Below are 19,365 nucleotides of genomic sequence, written 5' to 3' on the forward strand. Positions count from 1 at the left end.
TTTCTTAATGGTTTATTTTTCTAAAATACATTCAACAATGATTATCAAGACAGCAGAGTTTGTAAAGAGCAGCGGAAAATGGCAGGAATGCCCTGAACCTAATATTCCTGAATATGCTTTTATCGGAAGATCAAACGTAGGAAAGTCATCATTGATCAATGCAATGATGAACCATAAAGACCTGGCCAAGACATCACAGACTCCGGGAAAAACCCAGCTGATCAATCATTTTTTAGTGAATGAAAATTGGTACCTTACGGATTTACCGGGCTACGGTTATGCAAAGGTTTCAAAAGTTCAGCGAAAGGATTTTGAAAAGCTGATCACGAATTATATTCTGAACAGAAGAAATCTTGTCAACCTTTTTGTATTGGTAGATATAAGACACACTCCACAGAAAATTGATCTGGAATTTATCCAATGGTGCGGAGAGAGTGGAATACCTTTTTCTATTGTATTTACTAAGTCTGACAAACTAAAACCAAACGTTGCTATCAAAAACGTTGAAGATTATAAAGCTGAGCTTCATAAAACCTGGGAAGATCTTCCTGAACTGTATGTGACCTCAGCAGAAAAGAAAGAGGGCGGAGATAACATTCTTAATTTTATTCAAAAGACCAATGAGTTTTTAACCAATAATAATATAAGTTTCGATGAGTAATATTATCTGGAAAATCAAAACGTTTGATGAGTTCACCGTTCCTGAATTGTATTCAATACTGAAAGCACGTATAGACGTTTTTGTTATTGAACAGAATTGTCCTTATCCTGATCTGGATAATTATGATCAGAAAGCGGTTCATATCTGGGCTGAAGAAGACGGACAGGTGCTTGCATACTGTCGTGTTTTTGATAAAGGAATAAAATATGATGAAACTTCCTTCGGCAGAGTTCTGACAACAGAACAGGCGAGAGGTAAAAGTCTGGGAAAACAGCTGATACAATATGCCGTAGAAACCATAGAAAACCGTTTTCACACTTCTGAAATCAAAATATCTGCACAGGATTATCTTTTAAGATTCTATGGTGGGTTCGGATTTATAGATACGGGCAAGAAGTATCTTGAAGATGATATTCCGCATACGGAAATGATAAGATAATAAAAAGCGAAGAGAAAAATCTTCGCTTTTTTTATATATGATGTGTGTTTTTAGTTTTTTAAGTAGTGCTAATTGCATCCGGAACAGTATGACCTGTCAACATATTGTTTACTGTTTCCGGTATAATAATAACAGCCTCCTCTTGATCCTACATAAAGCTTATTTCCGTTATAAGTACAGCCTTTGCTTGATGAGTAAAAGGATTTTGATCTTTTTGAGTCGGAACTGCTTTTACTCTTCTTTTTTGCTTTTTTCTTTTGCTTTTTAGAATATAGTTCTGTTTTGGAAGTGATACCGGTTGTTGTTGCTGTGAAGCTTGCCGGTAGTATTAGTCCTGCGGCCAAGAGGGTAGTGAAAAGTAATTTTTTCATGATAATTATAATTTTTTAAGTTGTTAATTTAAATCCAGCGATCATTAGTTTGATCGCTGGGTAGAGTTTAGGCGTACTGAATTAACTCCCATGTAACAGCGTTACCGCTATAGGGAGGCATTGTATTGCCTTCAGAAATAGGGGCTGTTGTAGATGGATTTCCAACAACTTTCCATACTCCTGATTCAGGACATTTTTCTCCTGTCCTTGCTTTTGTTCCTAATGGTTTTTTTGCCATGCTAAATTTTTTATTGGTTTAACATTTCAAAAGTATAACGCTCATAACTCTGATCCTTACGGGAATCCGTAAATGAAAAAACTTTCAAAGAGTTTGTATATAAATGTTGTAAATGATTCTTATATAATGATAGTGCGCCTGGCAGAAGCTTTATCATTTGTTGATGAATTCCATGCCAATCCTGAAGCGGGCACGGCTCTTTCTTTGCCCCAGTTTCTGATTGCTTCAATTCTTTCAGGGCTGGTTTTACTTAGCGGGACAATATTTTGGAAGCATTTTTCATACAGCTCGTCGGTAATAAAAGGGTCTCCATTGATTACGGCCTGTATAGCGACATCTCTTATGGCTCCTTCCAGATCGGATCCGGCGAAACCTGCCGAAATAGCTGTCAGCTTTTCAAAAGTCGAAGAAGAAGGAGGCGGTAAAAGATTCTTTTTAAGATAAAGATTGATGATATCGGCCCTTTCCTGATCCTGTGGAAGGTCTACAAAGAAAAGCTCATCGAATCTACCTTTTCTAAGCAATTCGGGAGGTAGCTTTGTCACATCATTGGCTGTTGCTATCACAAAAACCTTTTCGGTGCTTTCCTGCAGCCAGAATAGAAACTGCCCAATCATTCTTGTGGTCACCCCGGATGAATCGTTGGCATTGGCAGCTAATCCTTTTTCAATTTCATCAATCCATAGAATACAAGGAGCCGCATTATCTGCTGATTCAAATGCCTCTTTTAATCTGTTTTCAGACTGTCCTACGTACATTCCCTGAATGGATGCAAAATCTAACCGGTACAAAGGAAGGTTCCACGTAGCGGCGATGAATTTTGCAGACAAAGATTTCCCACAGCCTGGAACCCCCACCAATAATACACCTCTCGGCGGACGAAGTTTTCTTGATTTTAAATCTGCAGTTAATAGCTGTTTCTGATTATCAAGCCATTGATGTAATCCGCTAAGCCCTCCTACGGATATTAAAGATGGGTCTACTTTTACCTTTTCAAGACCTGAAATATTGCTGAAAAGCTTATCTTTTTCCATGCTCAGGCTTTTAATATCGTCTTTTGTAAGAGAGCCTTTTGACATTTGGGTAGCCAGAACATTTTCAGCTTCTATTTTGGTCATATTGGCTAAAATAGTTGCTGCCATTTTTAGGTCATTTTCATCCCAGTCAATAGGAATAGAGCCTTTGTAAGGGATCACACAGTCCTTGACAACGGTCAGCATTTCTTCTTCGTTAGGGGGATCCAGCGTAAGGGTCATTCCTAAACGCTGCAGTTGCGACCAGACGCTTTTTGTAGAGATGATGCAGATGCTTCCGCCCTTTTCAATAGCCTGGACCACGCAATCATAGATGTGTCTGGATACGATGTTATCATCTTCAATATCACTTACTTCCGTAAAAATAAAAGTAAGGTTTTGTCTTTGTGAAATATTCTGAACGGCAAAATCAATTCCGCCGGCAACAGAACGGTCATCGTTAATTGTTTTTCTTGTTTTAATATCCGTGGTTCCGTGTGATAAGCTATGGATGTATATCGGAATATTAATTTCTTCCGACAGTTGCTGTATTATTTCTAAAACCCTCGATCTTTCTATACTCCGGATTGAGATAAAAGGAATTCTTGCCCGGAACATTCTGGATAAAGAATTTTTAAATTCTTCTTTGTTTGCCATACTTAAAAAATAATTTTTCTTCCTGTTGAGGAATTTGGATTGGAGATTTCTTCAAAAGATTCATATTGCTGGAATTCGCAGGCACTGAATGAATTGATCACCATCAGCATTTTTTCTCTCTCTTGATTGTCTTTTGGGGTATTATCTTTTAGATTTTTTTTGAAATCATTTACAAAGCCTGTGAAATCCTTCACAAAACCCTCTCTCAGTTCACTGGGAAGGCTTTTAGAATGGGCGAACTTTGCTAAAACAGCTAGTGTCTTTTTATTATTCTGAAGGACAAATTCCAATTCCTCAATGGTTTTAATGTGCTGAAGGTTAAAATTTCTCTGATATTGATCCAACCATATTTTTTTCCGGGCTTTATAAGCTTCTTCGGCTCTTACATAGAAACGTTCAGCGGTTCCGGCGTCAAGGCGGAAGTGCCCCGTACTCATTTCCTCAAGTACATCTTCACCCTTCCCGTAACGGTCAAAAAGATCTACCCAATCAGCGTAAGTAACAGGTGATTTCATTCTTGGTTTTTTATTCTTGGATTAATGAACTGATAAGGAGGGATAATATCCCAGGCCGGGAATTTTGCTTTTTCTTTTTCCCCTTCGGTTCTTCCCTGAAAAAAATTCGGTCTTGGCTGCTGTTCTGGCTTATGCTTTTTATTCTCTTCAGAATCGTTTTTAATATTGTCCATACTGTAATTATTAAGAAGGTTGTAAAATGGTTCTTGTATCTCTGGATGTACTTGAAAAATCTTCGGGCGTGATAGACATTAAGGTCTGCCTTAAAATTTCAGCTTTTGCATCTTCCTGAGCAAATTCCTGTCTGTAATCTACTGTTTCAGCAATGCATCCTCGTAATACTTCTTTAGACTTGTTCTTTCTTTCCATGATGGTTTCTATAGTTTTTTTCTTTGCTTTTTTATGGTTACTGATAGTATTCCAAATAATCAGTCCGCCAATCAAAGCGCCAATTATTCCCATAATTCCGAATTTAAAAATGATTAAACTAGCTGCAGAAATTATAATCCCGAAGAAAATTAAGACGAATGGAAATGTCAGTTTTTTTAATTCATTTTCAAGAAAATCAGTCCAGTACCGATTGTGCTTTTGTAATTGTTCCGTTTCGTCACTTCCATCGGGTGTTGAGGTCTTGAAACCGTCTATAATCAAGTCTACATTTTCCTCTATCTCGTTTCTGTATTTTGCAGTAAAAGAGTCATGCGCTTCTACAATCCAGGGCTGGCTGATGGAAACAGCAAGAGCCTGTGTAACTTTTGTAGCACCGGTTAATTCCGGATTGAATGCTGCATTTGTCAACATCTGAAGGAAATCTACTTTTTCGTCAAAAATGTGTTTCTCTTCATTCATTAAAGATTGCGCAGCTTTTTTATCCCCATCTTTCTGAATGATGAGCTGGTTGAGCCTTACTTCATTTTGCAATGGAAGTTCATCATCATCAAAATTGGTCACCAGTAAGGAAAGAATTTCATCAAGCTGAATTTTGGTAGCTTTAGAATAATCTGTTGTAGTTTCAAAAATATTTTTAAAGTGTAAATCTAGTGCATGATGAGATCTTGCCTGGATAACAGAAGTTTTCAGATTGTCCCAATTCGGTGCAAATTCTTCAAGTAACGGGTATTTTTTTGAGGACAGGGAACCTTTTGTTTCAAAAAAATGAGTCCACTGAACTTTCTGTTTATCAATGTAGCTGTCCGTTTGAGTGAGCTGAGTGATCCAACTTTTAACATTGTTAATCATCAACTGGTGAGAAGCGGGCTGAAAAACTCCGGTGGTGATAGCTTCCAGGATAATGACAAACTCCCTATCAAGGTTGTGAGGATTCTGATGAAGAAAATACCTGTTCATCCATTGGAAGCATGCATCATTTCTTCCTAATCTTCTCATAACAAGCATAAGGAAAAGAGTTGTTTTGTAATCGTCCCTTTTTAAGCTTTCGGCCAATGCTTTTTCGGTGGTGTTTTTATCATCCCGAATCCAGGACGAGAGTACAACCAAAGCCGGAGCCAGCCAATAATTCGGGGCTTTTATCATGACCTCCTCAGTTGTATGGCGTAATGTATCATCGCCTATAATTCCTGTATCTACACCCTGCAGGATCCCTGTGGCCATTCTGCGGACTTCTGCATAATATCCGAACTTTATCTGCAGGTCCTGTTTCAGATTTCCCTGTCTCGTTTCGGCGAGTTGTAGTGCTTTATGTTTTATATCCGACTCTACAAAATCAGCAAAGGAAAGGGATAGCTGTAATAAATCACTTTTCAGGTGGTCATGCTTTGTATTGAGGCCTCCTAATTCTATATTGACTTCCCGCATATCTGTTTTAAGCGAGCTTAAAGCACTGTTGATCCTTGAAAGGTCTGCATATGAAATTACTCTTTGTGACATTGTATTTGATTTTTCGTGGTTATAGTTTGGCTGCTGTTCCGTCTTCCCGGATAAGGATAAGTTTATCTTTATATACTTCTACAAAAAAATAAGCATTGTGTTTAGCGAGGGTTCTTGCTTTTTCAAAATGTTCGGGAAGAAGCTCTCCTATGATATAATGTTTAATGATTTGTCCTGCGCTTAGATCTAAAGTGTGCACTTCATGAGGATGCCCCAGATAACATTTAGCCAAAATTCCTATGGGAAGATCAGCCAGCTGGGCAGAACCAAATTCTTCATGAATTTTTGTCATCATATCTTTCTTTCCTCTTGTTTCAATAAGGAGTTCTGTATCCATTGTTCTAATTAAGTTCAGATATTTCTCCGAGCGTTTTCTTAGAATATCCCTATCACTTAAAATCTTTGTGGAAGCGGATCCGACTTCCGCTGTGCCTGTCAGTGTTTCATTTTGGAAAATTATTTTTGCCATTGCCTGAGTTTTTAGATTTGATACTGACAAAAATATTGGACTGGGAATAGTTTTCCTTACGGATTCCCGTAAATAGAAAGCCTTCCAAAAGAATTGAAAGGCTTATATAGATATAGAAATGTAAAACAAGATTAAATAATTCCCAGATCTTTACAGAAAGCGATTAATTGTTCATTGCTTTTAACTCCCAGTGCTTCTTTTAAACTGTTTAATTTTTTTTCCACACTGCTCAGGCTATTGGGGGTGATATTATTATTCTGCAGATAAGTTGGGATATTTTTTTGTTGTACACCCTGAGAAAGAAGAGAAACGAGTGTAATATCATAGGATGTAAACTCATAACTATTAAGCTTTTTTACTTCCTGCTTAAGATCCAGGGACAGATAGCTTTCATTGGCATAAACGGCCGCAATCGCTTTTTTCAATTCTTTGGAATCATTTCTGGCTTTACGGACAAAGCCGTTAATCTTACAGTCATTAAAGAGAGAATCTATAATTCCGGATTTACGCTCTCCGGAAAAGACTATGATTTTTAATGAAGGTTGTAACTTTCTGACTTCTTCAATTAGTTCTTTTCCATCTTTAATATTCTGAAGATGATGGTCTTCTTCATAAGAAAGGTCAGTGATCAGTAAATCGTAGGGATTGTTTTCCCGAATCGTTCTTTTAACTTTTGCTAAAGCATCATCGCAATAATATACATAGTCAACATTTGGAATATTAAGCTCTTCTAATGTTTTCTGGACAGATAAACTACCCATTTCTTGGTCTTCGGCAATTAAAATTTTTTTGAACATTCTTTAGGTCTTTTTTTAAGAAACAGGAAATGAAATACTAACCTTCAGTCCTTTTTCGGATTTATTGTCAAAAATAATTTCTCCACGGATAGCAGCAATACGGGTTTCCGTATTTGTAAGTCCATTTTTGTAAATCATAGCACCTGGAATTCCAATTCCATCGTCTGTATATTGGATTTTGATTATATTATTTATCCTTTTAAATTTAAAAATAACACGGGATGCCCGGCTATGTTTTTTCATATTAACGAGCAGCTCACGGATAACCTGATAGATATCTTCAAAAGGGGGTTGAGAAATTCCGTTCCATATTTCATTTTCGTTCCCAACTATATAGGTATCTATCACTTCGTTTTTAAAAGATGCAATAAGGGTAGAAATTCTGTCTCTATGGTTCTTTTTATCATTTTCCGGATCATGTTTTTCGTAGGAAATATCCCTGGACTTTTCGTAAACAAATTCTAATTCATCAAGGGCATTTTCCTTATCAAAATGTTCCTGGTTTTCTATTTTGGTCATGACCTGGTAGATTCCATTGGCCACTACGTCGTGGACTCTTTTTGAAATTCTTAGCTGGTCATTTTTTAATTTGAGCTCATTTTCCTGTTTAAGCCTGGCTTGTCTTCTGCGGTATAAAATAACGATGATCACGATGGCAATTATTGCAACCGCCAGAGCGGCTTGCTGACGTATCAATTGATTTTCTTTTTGTGCCTGATCAACTTTTAGCCGTTGGTTTTCTGTTTCCTTTTTCTCACTGTCGTATTTAATATAGGCAAAACGGTTTCTATTTGCATTTTTGTAATTTTGAATACTGTCTGAAAGTGTTTTATATTGTATAAAATTGGAGATAGCGTTAGAAGGTTTATCAACAAAAGAAATTCTTTCAATGGCTTCCAGACGATCTTCGGGACTTTTTATTTTTTCTGCTGTGTTAAGCATTTGTTTTGCATAAAATAATGAAATAGCTGGATTGGTTTGCTGATATATTTCTGCTAAATGAGAGTAACTTGAATTTGCGCCCCAGTTGTCATTTTGCTGTAACTTTTGTGTTAATAATTTTTTGAATTCTGAATGAGCGGGATAATTTTTATCTTGAAGCCATCGAGTGTAAACAATATTCTCTTTAATTCTATTTTGGAGATTGACATCTTTTATTTTTAATAGATCGATACTTTGTAAAGCTTTTAATGCTGAAGAGTATTGGCCTTGTCGGTACTCTGATGCTGCTTTATTATTAAGAATAGTATATTTCTTTTCAATAGATTCATTTTTTTCCGCAAGAGCTTTATTATACCATTCTGTAGCTGAAGAGTATTCTTTTTGATCATATTTTATGTCTCCGAGAGTATTATATACAGAATAGAGGCTTTCGTCACCTTCTTTCATAAAATTGAGCGCATCCACTAATGTTGTTTCAGCACCGAATATATCACCGGTATATTTTTGGGCGATTGCCTGACAGATCAGGCTCTTAGAGATATTGGAAGAATCTTTTGCTTTATAATAATAATTTAGTGCTTGCTGAAATTTTGAATAGGCCTCAAGGTTATTTTTAAGGAGCAAGTTTGTCCCTTTATTATATAATTGATCTGCCTTTGCTAGATAATTTGTTTCTGTTTTTTCTTTACAAGAAACAAGAATGATTAGTAAAAATAATAGATATCGTATCATATTACTAATATAAAAAAACCGTTCTAAAAAAGAACGGTCTTATTTTCCTATTTTTTAGGTGGAAGAACAGGCCCTGTATCTCCTCCTGTATCCCCCGGATTTACTCCTTCTCCTGGATCTGCCAGCTGAACTGTTATCTGTTCCTGATTATTACTATTATCTGCTGCCGTGTTGGCATTATTGTTTGAGAATGCTAAACCTAATAGCATCAATATAATTTCTATCATTTCCGTAAAAATTTAAAATTTGAGCATTTCTGTAGTTGCCCGTAAAACAGATCACAGGTAGAGCTACACGAATAAAAAATTTGAAGCGCTTCTAAATTTTTTGGGAAGTGAACCATCAAAAACGGAGGAGAAACATCTGCTTCCCAGTCCGGAGTTTTCCTCCATTTTATCTGGTGATTTTGAAATCAGTTTTGTAAATTTGTTCTTGTAATGTTTTGTTTGTCACTGATTTCTGAAGTAAAGATGCGACAAAACATGACGCAGGTGTTAGACACGTTCTGGACATCTATGGACACGAAATGGACAACGGATTCTTTATGGGAATCCGTAATGTGGTATGAGTGATAATCACCTATTTTGTAATGACTGAAAAAATTATATATGTCCAAGAGAAAACTACTAATTCATGAAGTATTCAAGAAAGCAGAGAAAGACTTTCCCAACAAGAGTACGAAGAGTGGTTGGGCTTCTGAACTTTCTGATTATTTTGAGAATGCCTGGAATTTTATCATTCACGAAAGAACTTTCACGAGATATTATAATGCATGTATACGGGACGACAAAGATCCGGATATAAAAGATAAAGAAATTCTTGATAAACTGAGCCAATATATTGGGTGTAAAGATTTTTTGGACTTTTCCAGAACCTTTGTTAAGGAGGAAGAGGATACCAATAAAACAACCATTAAAATTACTGTTGATGAGGATGAAGAATCTTTGTCTGAAAAGTTTTCGAAATTAAATATCAACATTACCAATGAACAACATTTTAAAATGCCCGACTTTATCAAGCAAAACGGTCTGGGTATTTTAGAAATAGCTTTTCTCTTGTGTCTTGTTACGGGAAATGTTCTTTTTTCCGGGAGTAAGAAGGTAAATGGAAATTATTCATCTCCTTTGAGCTTTATGCCAACAATTACCCCGATGGAGGAGAAAAAGTATATGTATTGGAATGGGGAAAGATATATTGGAACAGACAGCAGCTATATCAGTCCCGGAATTAATGTTGTGGCCATGAATTCTCATAAACTTAAACACTTCAAGAGAATCATGAGAAAGGATACCTTGGCAGATGTGAATGCTCTTGGAAAGATCTGGTATTCAAAATATAATAATGGAGTTGAATTCTTTACAGATGATGGAATTGATCCTGATAATGGGAGGGAATTGAGAAAGGTAACCTCGCTTATTATTTATAAATATGCAGGTAAGCATAAAGACTCTATAGAAATAGAAGAGTAGTTCATTGTTTTTTGAAAGTTTTTATATTAATTTCATAAAAAAAGCGAAGATTTCTCTTCGCTCTGTTTTATTCCGCGTTCAGCATTCCCAGTTCTCCGTAATGTTTTTTGAACTTTTGTATTTTAGGACCAACAACAGCACTGCAATAAGGTTGTGTAGGGTTCTCATTATAATATCCCTGATGATATTGTTCTGCAGGCCAGAATTTGTCGAACTGAGTCAGCTCTGTTACATAAGTACCGGTCCATCTTCCTGATTCCTGAGATACTTTGATGGCTTCTTCAGCTTTTGCCTTCTCAGCAGCATCTTTATAGTAAATAACAGAACGGTATTGAGTTCCGATATCATTTCCCTGTCTGTTTAATTGGGTAGGATCATGAAGGAAGAAAAATACATCCATCAGCTGTTCATAAGAAATAACCGCCGGATCATAAGTGATCTGTACCACTTCTGCATGTCCTGTTTCACCGGTACAGACTTCCTGATAGGTCGGATTGTCTTTATGTCCTCCGGAATATCCTGAAATAGCAGATTTTACCCCTTTAAGCATATTGAAACAGCTTTCCACACACCAGAAACATCCACCACCGAAAGTAATCTGTTCTAAATTATTATTGTCCATTGTTGGTAATTATATTGTTTTATTTTCTCTTCCTTTGTCCGGAAAAAGCTTATCAAAAATAGGAAAAACTTTTTCATTTGAACATGATTTTGCCGCTTAAACTCAAATTACAATGATAGATGTGACAAATGATTTTAAAGGGGATTATTAACCATTTTATGAATACATATAGGATAAAACCAAAGAGATAATCTCCGAAATATTTTAAAGAGGTTAGTATTAGCAATGTCATGCTGAGCGGAGTCGAAGCATTTCAATTAAGCTGAATTTTAAACACAAATAGCACTAATGTTTTCACAAATAAACACAAGAAAATATAACCCGATCATCAGCGAAAATCTGTGAGAAAATAGAGCAATACAAAATGTGAAAAGCAGATATCTGGGATATTTTAAAAACAGCTGGTATTAGCAATGTCATGCTGAGCATAGTCGAAGCATCTTCATTAAGCTAATTTATATTCTCGTATTTTAAACACGAATAGCACAAATGTTTTCACAAATAAGCACAAGGAAAATAAAATCCTCTGTGAAAATCTGCGTAATCTGTGGGAAAAACAAAAGCACCCTAAAAAAGGATGCTCTATATTATTAAAAAAGATTTCAGTTTATTTTTCCCAAACCAAAGCACTTGCTCCAAGGATGGCTGCATCTGCTTCGTCAAGCTCACTGAATACCAGTTTTACTTTATTTCTAAAGATAGGAAGAAGGTTTCTTTCCATATGAAGCTTAGCAGGCTTTAAAATAAAATCTCCTGCTTTGATCACTCCACCGAATAAAAGAATGGCTTCCGGGGAAGAGAACATCACAAAATTAGCCAATGCCTCACCCAGTTTCTGACCTGTATATCTGAAAACCTCAATAGCAATTGGGTCTTCTTTCATCGCACACTCGTATACAGTTTTAGAATTGATTGCATCTTCAGGATACTGGTTCAGCATTGATTCCGGGAACTCAGCTCTCATTTTCTTTGCGGTAATGGTAATTCCTGTAGCAGAAGCATAGGCCTCAAGGCTCCCTTCAGAACCCGTACTCCAGTGTTTTCTACCACCTGGTTTTACAATGGTATGTCCCAATTCTCCGGCGAACCCATCATGTCCGTAAATTAAGCTTCCATTGGCAATGATTCCGCTTCCGACTCCTGTTCCCAGTGTAATCATGATGAAATCTTTCATTCCTCTGGCTGCTCCGAAAAGCATTTCTCCAAGGGCAGCAGCATTCGCATCATTGGTTACTGTACAAGGAAGCCCGAATTTTGCTGTCATCAGCTCAGCAAAAGGAATTACTCCTTTCCATGGAAGGTTGGGAGCTAATTCTATGGTTCCTTTATAGTAATTTGCATTAGGAGCTCCTACTCCGATTCCGTCAAAATGTGCTTCAGTACCATATTTTTCCATCATTGGACGAACATGTTCATATAAAGCATCGATGAAATCCTCAACTTTGTCATAAGCATCGGTTCTCAGGTTTCCTTTATCCAGAACTTCTCCACGGTGGTTTACGATTCCGAATTTAGTATTGGTTCCGCCGATGTCAACTCCAAGGGCAACTTGTTTTGATAAATCTATTAATGACATTTCTATTATTAAATTCTAGGGGCTAAAATTATAAAAAAGATTGTATTAATGGATTATTAACTGGGTTTTATTTAATATGTTAAGCTGTTTTTAACGGTTTTTTCTTTTTTCTCCCCCACCAGATCATGAATCCGGTTACCGGAAGAGAGGCGCAGATAAGACTTACAATAAAGGCAATGATCTTGGTAGGAAGGCCTAAAATAGCACCTACGTGAATGTCATAATTGGCGCTCACAGCCTTTTCCCCAAAGTTTTTATCCTTCGGATCATGGGTGTGCAGCAATTCTCCTGAGTTTTCATCAAAGATTAAGCTGCTGCTTTTATGGTAAGAATAAGAAAGATGTTTCACATACACTTCAAAGTTGGGGTGTTCATGATCATCCATGTGCGGGTGTCCTAAATCTATAGCAAAACCATAGGAATCAGGATATTTTGTCTGTACGGTATTGATGATTTTATCCAGCGTACCTTCTGTTCTCAGCTCAACAGGGGCTTTTGTCTTGATATGGGAAAAGTCCGGATACTTTGTTTCTCCTCCTGAAAATATCACGTAGATCATCGCCTGAACGACAAAAAATGCATAGAAAAGTCCTGTAATAGAAAAGATCAAAGCAAAAATAGAAGCATAAAAACCTAATACATTATGAAGGTCATAGTTCTTTCTTTTCCAGCTTTTGATATTTTTCCATTTGAAGGCAAAACGCTGTTTTCTTGCTGCTTTGTTCTTGGGCCACCACAGAATAATCCCGGAGATCAGCATAATGATAAAAATAATCACAGGAATTCCTACGACATACGTTCCCCAATCCTGTTTCAGAAGGTAGCTCCAGTGGATCATTTTTACGATATTGAAAAATCCGTTTTTTTCATCATAAACTCTCAATACTTTCCCGGTGTATGGGTTTACATAAGCTTGTTTATAAATAGGAAATTCATCAAAATAGTTCCAGGCATCCGTATTATGTTCATACCAGAAGAACATATAGGACATCTTTTTGTCAATAGGAACATTCACCCAGTGGATCGGATATTTTTCTTTTACCTGTTCTGCCACAGCTTTTTCCATTACTCTGATAGGAAGTACCTGTTTCTGTTCAATATTCTGCTCCTGATGGTAGATGACATCTTTCCGGGTGATGTTTTCCACCTCATCCTTAAAAACGTACAATGCTCCGGTGATAGAAATGATAAAGATCAGAAAACCTATTCCCAATCCAAACCAAAGGTGCAGCTTGGCAGACCACTTCTTAAAGAATCCCGGTTTCTTTTTATGATGATGATTTTTCTTCATATGCAGCCAAAAGTAAAGCAAAGAGATGTTTTGCTTTTTATTTATATTAATTAAAATTTATATTCGATCATGAAGGTTCCCCTTAACCCAAGAGCATTAGTGAAATCACTGTCTCTTGCTGTCCACCATGAAATGGCAGGCTGATAAACTTTGTTGAAAAGATTTTCAACCCCTAATGATACCCTCCAGTTGTTGTTTACTTCATAGCTTGATTTGAAATTGAAAACAGTATACTCAGGAACATATCCTTCTCCATAGGCATATAATCCTGTTTTTGCATTAGGCTCAAATCTGTTTTGCTGGAAAGAATGAAGCATATCTAAACCAATTGATAATGCAGGAACAGGTCTTGCCTGTATATAAGCCAGAACTTTAGGTGCAGAAATTCTGCTGTTATTGATTTTTGCTGAATAATCACCATCATCTTTTACAGAAGTAATACCTTCCATCCAGCTGTAGCTTCCTCCAAACTGAATCCATTTTACAGGAGTAAAGTGTAAAAATCCTTCCACCCCATATACAATTTCAGGAGACCTCTGAATCATCAGGGATCTGTCCGGGCTTTGTACAAATGATGCTCCTAGTTTGGATGTACTCACATAAGAAGTCAGTTCATAATTAAGCCAGCTGGAAAGCTGTCCCGTAGCTCCTAATTCGTAATTATTAACGATAATTGGTTTCGTTTCCAGGTTTTTAATCGTTTCAGAAGTTGAGGTTCTCAGGATTCTTCCTAATTCATTGATAGAGTAGGCCTGTGAGAAGCTTCCGAAAAGGTTGATATAAGGTTCAATATTATAACGCACACCGATATTTCCTACCAAAGCATTATAGCTCAGTTTTCCGCCGGCTACAGGAATACTTTTGGTGAAAGTTCCGTCACTTTTAAGGGTTGAAAGCGTATTGAAGTCATCTACATTCACTTTGATATTTTCGTAGCGGAACCCTCCTTTGATCGTAAATTTTTTGAAAAGATCAATTTTTGCCAATACAAAAGGAGCTATATTGGTCATGCTCATATTGGGTGTCCAGAAACGTCCGTCTTCCAGTTTCTGCACGGTCTGATCGTTCAGGATGTCAGCTCCGTAGATGATTTCTCCTTGTGAATTAGGGGAGTTCCATAGTTGGGTATCCAAATTGATTCTTGCGCCTTTTTTCTGGGAAATAACATTGGACTGGCCACCATTGAAGAATGTGTCGCTGTATCCGTAAACGGTTTTAAAATCCTGATAATAAAGATTAATATTTAAAGAAGTTCCTGCAAACAGGTTCTTATTGTCATAACTCACTCTGATATTATGGTTTTTCGGAGTTCCCTGAGGCGTTGTTTCCAATCCTTTTCCAATTCCTTCACCAATGGTAGGAGTAATGCCATATTTTCCTGTTTTTAATCCTACATTCAGGTCTGATCTTGAAGAATAACCAATGTATGAAGCTTCAACTCTTTGGTTTTCGTTGATATCATAACCAATTTTAAGCAAACCGTTGTAGTTGTCCATCTTGGCAATGCTGTAGGTAGGGCTGATTAAAATACCATCTCCATCTTTTGTATATCCCGTTCTTTCATAGGCTAATGAAAGGGTATAGTCAAATTTATTGATCTTTCCGGATAAAAGCTGGCTGGCTCTTACTCCTAAAGTACCTCCGTATGGCTGTCCTGTAAGACCAATCTGTGAAACTCCGGAGATTTTTTTATCTGTTTTGCTTCTTTTCGTAATATAATTGATGATTCCTCCATCTGCACCATTCCCATAGATGGAAGAAGCTCCTTTGATCACTTCAATTCTTTCGATCGCTGAAGGATCAATAGTCCTTAAATCCCTTGCTCCGTTACGAAGTGGAGTAGACTGTGGAATCCCATCAATCAAAACCAAAACCTGGCGCCCTCTCAATGTCTGTCCCGAATTGGAAGTCTGCCCTGAATTGGTTCCTAAGCTGGGAACCGTATATTGTAAAATGCTCGTAATATCAGAATTTACTGTAAGCTGAGACTGAATCTGTTTCTCTCCCACAATAGTGATGGAGCTTGGAACTTCTTTTATGTTTTCCTTTTTCCTGGAGGCAGTCATTACAACCTCGTCTACATTTTTAGTTTGTAGGGTATCTTTTACCTGAGCAAAAACGGTAGTAGTTCCCAGACAGGCAGCTGATAAAAGCGCTTTTTTCATTATATTTTCTTTCCTTTTTTCTTTCTTTTTCCCCACCAAACCAGGAATCCTGTTACTGGGAGTGATGTACACGTGAGTCCGGCAATAAACCAGATGATTTTTCCAAACAGACCGAAGTAAGATCCTGTGTGAACATCATAATTGGCGTTGGCATATTTTTCGGCGTTGCTCAGCTTTTGATGAGGTTTGTTGGCTAATAGCTTTCCTGAGTATTTATCGAATGTCAGAAGATTTCTTTCGCTGAATCTTCCGTCTTGTCCATAGATGGTAACAGGAAGGTTTTTCAGTTCCTTTCCTTTTTTATTCTTTCCGTTTAAATTGATTCTGAAACTGGATGAGCCTGCATACAATTTTTCGGTCTGCGCTGCGGCAAGATCAAAGACAGCTTCATTTTTTACCATCAGTGAATCCGGAGACTTGATTTCTTTTTCTTTTGGAGCTTCCCAATAACCGGATATCGCAAGGTTAAAGGTATTTTTCACATATGGATAAGCAAAATAAATTCCCGTAACACTCATTATTAAGGCAATGAATGAGGCATAGAACCCTAATACATTGTGAAGATCATAGTTTTTACTTTTCCAGTTTTTTACATTTTCCCAATTGAACCAAAAACGCCCTTTTCTGGCATTTTTATTTTTGGGCCACCATAAGATGATTCCCGTAACCAGCATTATGATAAAGAGAACGGTCGGGATTCCTACGGTATATGGTCCCCATTCAGAATTGAGCAGAAGTCCCCAATGGATATACTTCAGAATATTAAATACATCATACTTTTCATCATACACTGCCATGATTTCTCCGGTGTACTGATTTACATATACCTGTTTGTTGATGAGAACCTGTTGAAAATAATTCCAGCCCTTTTTACTTTTTTCATAATAAAGAAATCGGTAGGATTTGCTTTTGTCTAAAGGGATTTCTACTGAGCTTAACGGATGTTTTTCGTTGAGTTCCAGTGATACTTTTTCACGAAGCAAATTGAGCGATAATGCCTTCTTTCCGAGATCTTCTGTTTTTACATAAATGGCTTCCTTGCGCAGACTGTTTTGTACTTCATCCTTAAAAATATATAAAGTCCCCGATAGAGAGACTATAAATACAATGATGCCGACAGACAGACCAAACCACAGATGGAGTTTGGCAGACCATTTTTTTGTTGGCGAAACTTTCTTTTTATGGTGATGTTTTTTTCTCATAGCAAAAAGTTAACCCCACGAGGGGTTAACCTTTGATTTTTTTTAAAATTTATATCCTATTGATACTCTCCAGTTACGCGGCGCATTATAGATCCATGCATATTCTCCTCCATCTCCTCTGTATCCGCTGTAAAGTTTTCTGTTAAGAACGTTATTCAACATAAAGTTGACATCGAATTTTTTAGCAACATAGGAAACTCCAAAGTTAGTGTCAAAATAATCAGGTAAGCTTTGATCTTTTGTAGCACTTACCCCATACCAGGATTGTCTTCCTCCCTGATACTGATACCCTGCTGAAATACCAAAACCTTTCATAAGACCATTTTCAAATCTATAGTTTACCCATGTATTTTGTACATTTTTAGCATTCCCCGGAGACTGAATTCCAATTTTTGCAGGATCTGTATCTTTAACTGTTTTTGCATCTGTATATGCATAGTTGATGATAATGTTCAACCCTTTGATGATTTCTCCTTTGATATCAGTTTCAAATCCTCTGGCTCTTTGTTCTCCGGTAGGAACCTGAAAAGCAACACCACCGTTTTCATTTGAATTTCCGGCAACAAGAATATTCTGTCTTCTGATTTCGTATACTGCGAAAGTAGAGTTCCATTTTCCTCCGAACCAGTCTTTTTTCAACCCGAATTCAATATTCTGCCCTCTGAAAGGATCTGTAATCAACGTCTGATGAATTCCTGTTCCGGATTGTGGCACGAAGGTTTTGTCATAGATACCATAAGCCGAGAAATCTTTATTAATAGAATAGCTTATTCCTACTCTTGGTGTAAATTCTCCAGCTGTGTCAGGTACAATAGGCGTTCCCGGGCTCAGGTTAGGATATGCGGAATAGGTTTTACCGCTTGTATATCTTCCTGCTAAGGTTAATCTTAGTCTATTGCCAAACATTTCAATCTGATCCTGAGCATAATAAGAAGTGTATTTTACTCCCTGATCATTATAAAATGGAGCAGAAGAGTTTAATGTATAAAAATCAGAAGATGGAAGTTGGGAAGGATCTACACCATAGTTGACATTATAAATGTCAATTGGGAAAGGTCCTCCTGCAAAAGATGAAAAGTCAGCAATGTATTTTCTGTCTCCATAATCAAATCCTGCAATAATTTTATGTACAATATTTCCTGTATTAAGCTTTCCTCTTACATACGTCTGGAAAATATGGTTTTTTCCTTTTGCCTGCCAGTTGCTTAATGTTCTGTTTAAAACATTTTTATTGGCTGGATCAAAAGTTCCCCACCACGAACCTCCGTCATAATTCAGGTCCATGTAAGCATATTGTGTGCTCCAAACCCAATCTTTGGACAGTTCCTGATCCAAGCTTAAGAATAAACTCTGATCTTTTACTTCAGTTTTTTTGAAGTTCGGATCATTAAAGTTGGTATGCACATTCAATGAAGCATATCCGTCGTTAGACATCAGGTAAGCTCCTGGTTGATTGAATTTTAAGTACTGATAGTTGTATTGTGCTGTAAAAGTAGTGGTCTTTGTTGGTCTGAAAGTAATGGAAGGAGCAACAATGATTTTGCTTGTTTTATCATTTTCCACCCAAGAATTGTTGGAGCTTCCCATTAAATTGATACGGTAATCTAAAATCCCGTCTTTCACAAGAACCCCGTCAAGATCTGCTTCCCCTCTGAAAAGATTATAGCTTCCTGTAGTGAACCGAACACTATTGGCAAATTTTCCGGTAGGTTTTTTGGTTACCACATTATAAAACCCCGCAGGATCTCCCATAGAACCCATGAATCCGGCAGGACCTTTTACAAACTCTATTCTGTCTATAATAGAAGCATCAGGATTGATAGGGCCCCAGGTAGAAGAAACATTCATTCCATTCATGAAAGTAGCAATACCGGCTCCTCTCATGAAAACATTGGAATACACATTATCCCAGTGTTCTACCTTTCTTGCTCCACTTACATTACGGACAATCCCTTCAGACATGTTCAAGGTAATCTGATCAGCAAGAACCTGAGAACTTACAGACTGTACATTCTGTGGAAGCTCAAGAATAGGAGTCTGAACTCTCAGTGAGCCCGAAACCTCATTCAGCTTGTACTTCTGATAATATCTTCCGTTAACAACTACTTCTTCAATATCATTGGATTTGATGGTGTCTTTTTTTTGCGCAGAAACCAGCATTGTTCCCAGTGCGGAAGCACAGATCAGTACATTTTTCATGAAACTCAAATTTTCTGCAAATATATTATTTTTAACTGTTCTAAATAAATAATAAGATTGATATTTATCATAAAATTATTATATACTGAATAACAAAAAACCGCTATGGTCAATGCCATA

Annotated in this window: 19 protein-coding genes; 3 read left to right on the forward strand and 16 right to left on the reverse strand. The window is 37.0% G+C overall.

The genetic code is table 11. The features are described from left to right. Positions 1-37 precede the first annotated feature (37 nt). Together yihA and FN817_RS08495 are read left to right on the forward strand one after the other, a co-directional pair. Complete coding sequence (gene yihA, locus FN817_RS08490; protein WP_047421931.1) at positions 38-661, forward strand: ribosome biogenesis GTP-binding protein YihA/YsxC; 624 nt, start codon at positions 38-40, stop codon at positions 659-661. Then, positions 654-1,100 carry a GNAT family N-acetyltransferase gene (locus FN817_RS08495; protein ID WP_142717544.1) on the forward strand — a complete coding sequence of 149 codons (447 nt, stop codon included), beginning with the start codon at positions 654-656 and terminating at the stop codon, positions 1,098-1,100. The genes yihA and FN817_RS08495 overlap by 8 nt, the downstream gene beginning before the upstream one ends. A gap of 68 nt (positions 1,101-1,168) precedes the next feature. Here FN817_RS08495 and FN817_RS08500 read toward each other — a convergent pair whose 3' ends face one another. From FN817_RS08500 to FN817_RS08535, 10 genes are all read right to left on the reverse strand, one after another. Next, on the reverse strand, positions 1,169-1,471 hold the full coding sequence (locus tag FN817_RS08500) for a hypothetical protein (protein WP_142717545.1): 303 nt from the start codon (positions 1,469-1,471) through the stop codon (positions 1,169-1,171). Between the two features lie 67 nt (positions 1,472-1,538). Beyond that, the gene (locus FN817_RS23100) at positions 1,539-1,709 is read right to left on the reverse strand and encodes a hypothetical protein (RefSeq protein WP_167498830.1); all 171 of its coding nucleotides are present in this window, start codon (positions 1,707-1,709) and stop codon (positions 1,539-1,541) included. A gap of 119 nt (positions 1,710-1,828) precedes the next feature. After that, entirely contained in the window at positions 1,829-3,379 is a 1,551-nt protein-coding gene (locus tag FN817_RS08505; protein WP_142717546.1) for an AAA family ATPase, read from the reverse strand. A gap of 2 nt (positions 3,380-3,381) precedes the next feature. Then, positions 3,382-3,894 (reverse strand): hypothetical protein, encoded by a 513-nt coding sequence (locus FN817_RS08510; protein WP_142717547.1) that lies wholly within the window; start codon positions 3,892-3,894, stop codon positions 3,382-3,384. Continuing rightward, entirely contained in the window at positions 3,891-4,067 is a 177-nt protein-coding gene (locus FN817_RS23105) for a hypothetical protein (RefSeq protein ID WP_156120989.1), read from the reverse strand. Before FN817_RS23105 ends, FN817_RS08510 begins: the two co-directional genes overlap by 4 nt. Positions 4,068-4,077: 10 nt before the next feature. Next, positions 4,078-5,781: a hypothetical protein gene (locus FN817_RS08515; RefSeq protein ID WP_142717548.1), complete on the reverse strand. Its 1,704-nt coding sequence runs from the start codon at positions 5,779-5,781 to the stop codon at positions 4,078-4,080. Between the two features lie 19 nt (positions 5,782-5,800). Beyond that, positions 5,801-6,250: a hypothetical protein gene (locus FN817_RS08520; protein ID WP_142717549.1), complete on the reverse strand. Its 450-nt coding sequence runs from the start codon at positions 6,248-6,250 to the stop codon at positions 5,801-5,803. Positions 6,251-6,381: 131 nt separating this feature from the next. Next, positions 6,382-7,047: a response regulator gene (locus tag FN817_RS08525; RefSeq protein ID WP_047421920.1), complete on the reverse strand. Its 666-nt coding sequence runs from the start codon at positions 7,045-7,047 to the stop codon at positions 6,382-6,384. A 15-nt stretch (positions 7,048-7,062) separates the two neighbouring features. Continuing rightward, a complete protein-coding gene (locus FN817_RS08530; RefSeq protein ID WP_142717550.1) occupies positions 7,063-8,721 on the reverse strand; it encodes a tetratricopeptide repeat-containing sensor histidine kinase in 1,659 nt (552 codons plus the stop codon). 47 nt (positions 8,722-8,768) lie between these two features. Beyond that, complete coding sequence (locus FN817_RS08535) at positions 8,769-8,948, reverse strand: hypothetical protein (protein ID WP_142717551.1); 180 nt, start codon at positions 8,946-8,948, stop codon at positions 8,769-8,771. 381 nt (positions 8,949-9,329) lie between these two features. On the opposite strand from FN817_RS08535, the gene FN817_RS08540 reads away from it, so the two are divergent. Next, the gene (locus tag FN817_RS08540) at positions 9,330-10,190 is read left to right on the forward strand and encodes a hypothetical protein (RefSeq protein ID WP_142717552.1); all 861 of its coding nucleotides are present in this window, start codon (positions 9,330-9,332) and stop codon (positions 10,188-10,190) included. Positions 10,191-10,257: 67 nt separating this feature from the next. Here FN817_RS08540 and msrA read toward each other — a convergent pair whose 3' ends face one another. The 6 genes from msrA to FN817_RS08570 all read right to left on the reverse strand — a co-directional run bounded on the left by msrA (position 10,258) and on the right by FN817_RS08570 (position 19,245). Next, positions 10,258-10,812: a peptide-methionine (S)-S-oxide reductase MsrA gene (gene msrA, locus FN817_RS08545; protein WP_142717553.1), complete on the reverse strand. Its 555-nt coding sequence runs from the start codon at positions 10,810-10,812 to the stop codon at positions 10,258-10,260. 607 nt (positions 10,813-11,419) lie between these two features. Beyond that, the gene (locus FN817_RS08550) at positions 11,420-12,388 is read right to left on the reverse strand and encodes an ROK family protein (RefSeq protein WP_047421913.1); all 969 of its coding nucleotides are present in this window, start codon (positions 12,386-12,388) and stop codon (positions 11,420-11,422) included. Between the two features lie 79 nt (positions 12,389-12,467). After that, a complete protein-coding gene (locus tag FN817_RS08555) occupies positions 12,468-13,679 on the reverse strand; it encodes a PepSY-associated TM helix domain-containing protein (RefSeq protein ID WP_142717554.1) in 1,212 nt (403 codons plus the stop codon). Between the two features lie 50 nt (positions 13,680-13,729). Next, positions 13,730-15,844 (reverse strand): TonB-dependent receptor, encoded by a 2,115-nt coding sequence (locus FN817_RS08560; RefSeq protein ID WP_142717555.1) that lies wholly within the window; start codon positions 15,842-15,844, stop codon positions 13,730-13,732. Further along, complete coding sequence (locus FN817_RS08565; RefSeq protein WP_142717556.1) at positions 15,844-17,046, reverse strand: PepSY-associated TM helix domain-containing protein; 1,203 nt, start codon at positions 17,044-17,046, stop codon at positions 15,844-15,846. Before FN817_RS08565 ends, FN817_RS08560 begins: the two co-directional genes overlap by 1 nt. Before the next feature lie 42 nt (positions 17,047-17,088). Next, a complete protein-coding gene (locus FN817_RS08570) occupies positions 17,089-19,245 on the reverse strand; it encodes a TonB-dependent siderophore receptor (protein WP_142717557.1) in 2,157 nt (718 codons plus the stop codon). Positions 19,246-19,365 lie beyond the last annotated feature (120 nt).

The organism is Chryseobacterium rhizoplanae, from assembly GCF_900182655.1.
Lineage (GTDB): Bacteria > Bacteroidota > Bacteroidia > Flavobacteriales > Weeksellaceae > Chryseobacterium > Chryseobacterium rhizoplanae.

Bases quoted from the DNA above. Each gene is read 5' to 3' on its own strand.
- FN817_RS08565 (WP_142717556.1), bottom strand. From the start codon at position 17,046: ATGAGAAAAAAACATCACCATAAAAAGAAAGTTTCGCCAACAAAAAAA.
- FN817_RS08560 (WP_142717555.1), bottom strand. From the start codon at position 15,844: ATGAAAAAAGCGCTTTTATCAGCTGCCTGTCTGGGAACTACTACCGTT.
- FN817_RS08515 (WP_142717548.1), bottom strand. From the start codon at position 5,781: ATGTCACAAAGAGTAATTTCATATGCAGACCTTTCAAGGATCAACAGT.
- FN817_RS08570 (WP_142717557.1), bottom strand. From the start codon at position 19,245: ATGAAAAATGTACTGATCTGTGCTTCCGCACTGGGAACAATGCTGGTT.
- FN817_RS08500 (WP_142717545.1), bottom strand. From the start codon at position 1,471: ATGAAAAAATTACTTTTCACTACCCTCTTGGCCGCAGGACTAATACTA.
- FN817_RS08520 (WP_142717549.1), bottom strand. From the start codon at position 6,250: ATGGCAAAAATAATTTTCCAAAATGAAACACTGACAGGCACAGCGGAA.
- FN817_RS08550 (WP_047421913.1), bottom strand. From the start codon at position 12,388: ATGTCATTAATAGATTTATCAAAACAAGTTGCCCTTGGAGTTGACATC.
- FN817_RS08505 (WP_142717546.1), bottom strand. From the start codon at position 3,379: ATGGCAAACAAAGAAGAATTTAAAAATTCTTTATCCAGAATGTTCCGG.
- FN817_RS08525 (WP_047421920.1), bottom strand. From the start codon at position 7,047: ATGTTCAAAAAAATTTTAATTGCCGAAGACCAAGAAATGGGTAGTTTA.
- FN817_RS08530 (WP_142717550.1), bottom strand. From the start codon at position 8,721: ATGATACGATATCTATTATTTTTACTAATCATTCTTGTTTCTTGTAAA.
- FN817_RS08555 (WP_142717554.1), bottom strand. From the start codon at position 13,679: ATGAAGAAAAATCATCATCATAAAAAGAAACCGGGATTCTTTAAGAAG.
- msrA (WP_142717553.1), bottom strand. From the start codon at position 10,812: ATGGACAATAATAATTTAGAACAGATTACTTTCGGTGGTGGATGTTTC.
- FN817_RS08510 (WP_142717547.1), bottom strand. From the start codon at position 3,894: ATGAAATCACCTGTTACTTACGCTGATTGGGTAGATCTTTTTGACCGT.
- FN817_RS23100 (WP_167498830.1), bottom strand. From the start codon at position 1,709: ATGGCAAAAAAACCATTAGGAACAAAAGCAAGGACAGGAGAAAAATGT.
- FN817_RS08540 (WP_142717552.1), top strand. From the start codon at position 9,330: ATGTCCAAGAGAAAACTACTAATTCATGAAGTATTCAAGAAAGCAGAG.
- yihA (WP_047421931.1), top strand. From the start codon at position 38: ATGATTATCAAGACAGCAGAGTTTGTAAAGAGCAGCGGAAAATGGCAG.
- FN817_RS23105 (WP_156120989.1), bottom strand. From the start codon at position 4,067: ATGGACAATATTAAAAACGATTCTGAAGAGAATAAAAAGCATAAGCCA.
- FN817_RS08495 (WP_142717544.1), top strand. From the start codon at position 654: ATGAGTAATATTATCTGGAAAATCAAAACGTTTGATGAGTTCACCGTT.
- FN817_RS08535 (WP_142717551.1), bottom strand. From the start codon at position 8,948: ATGATAGAAATTATATTGATGCTATTAGGTTTAGCATTCTCAAACAAT.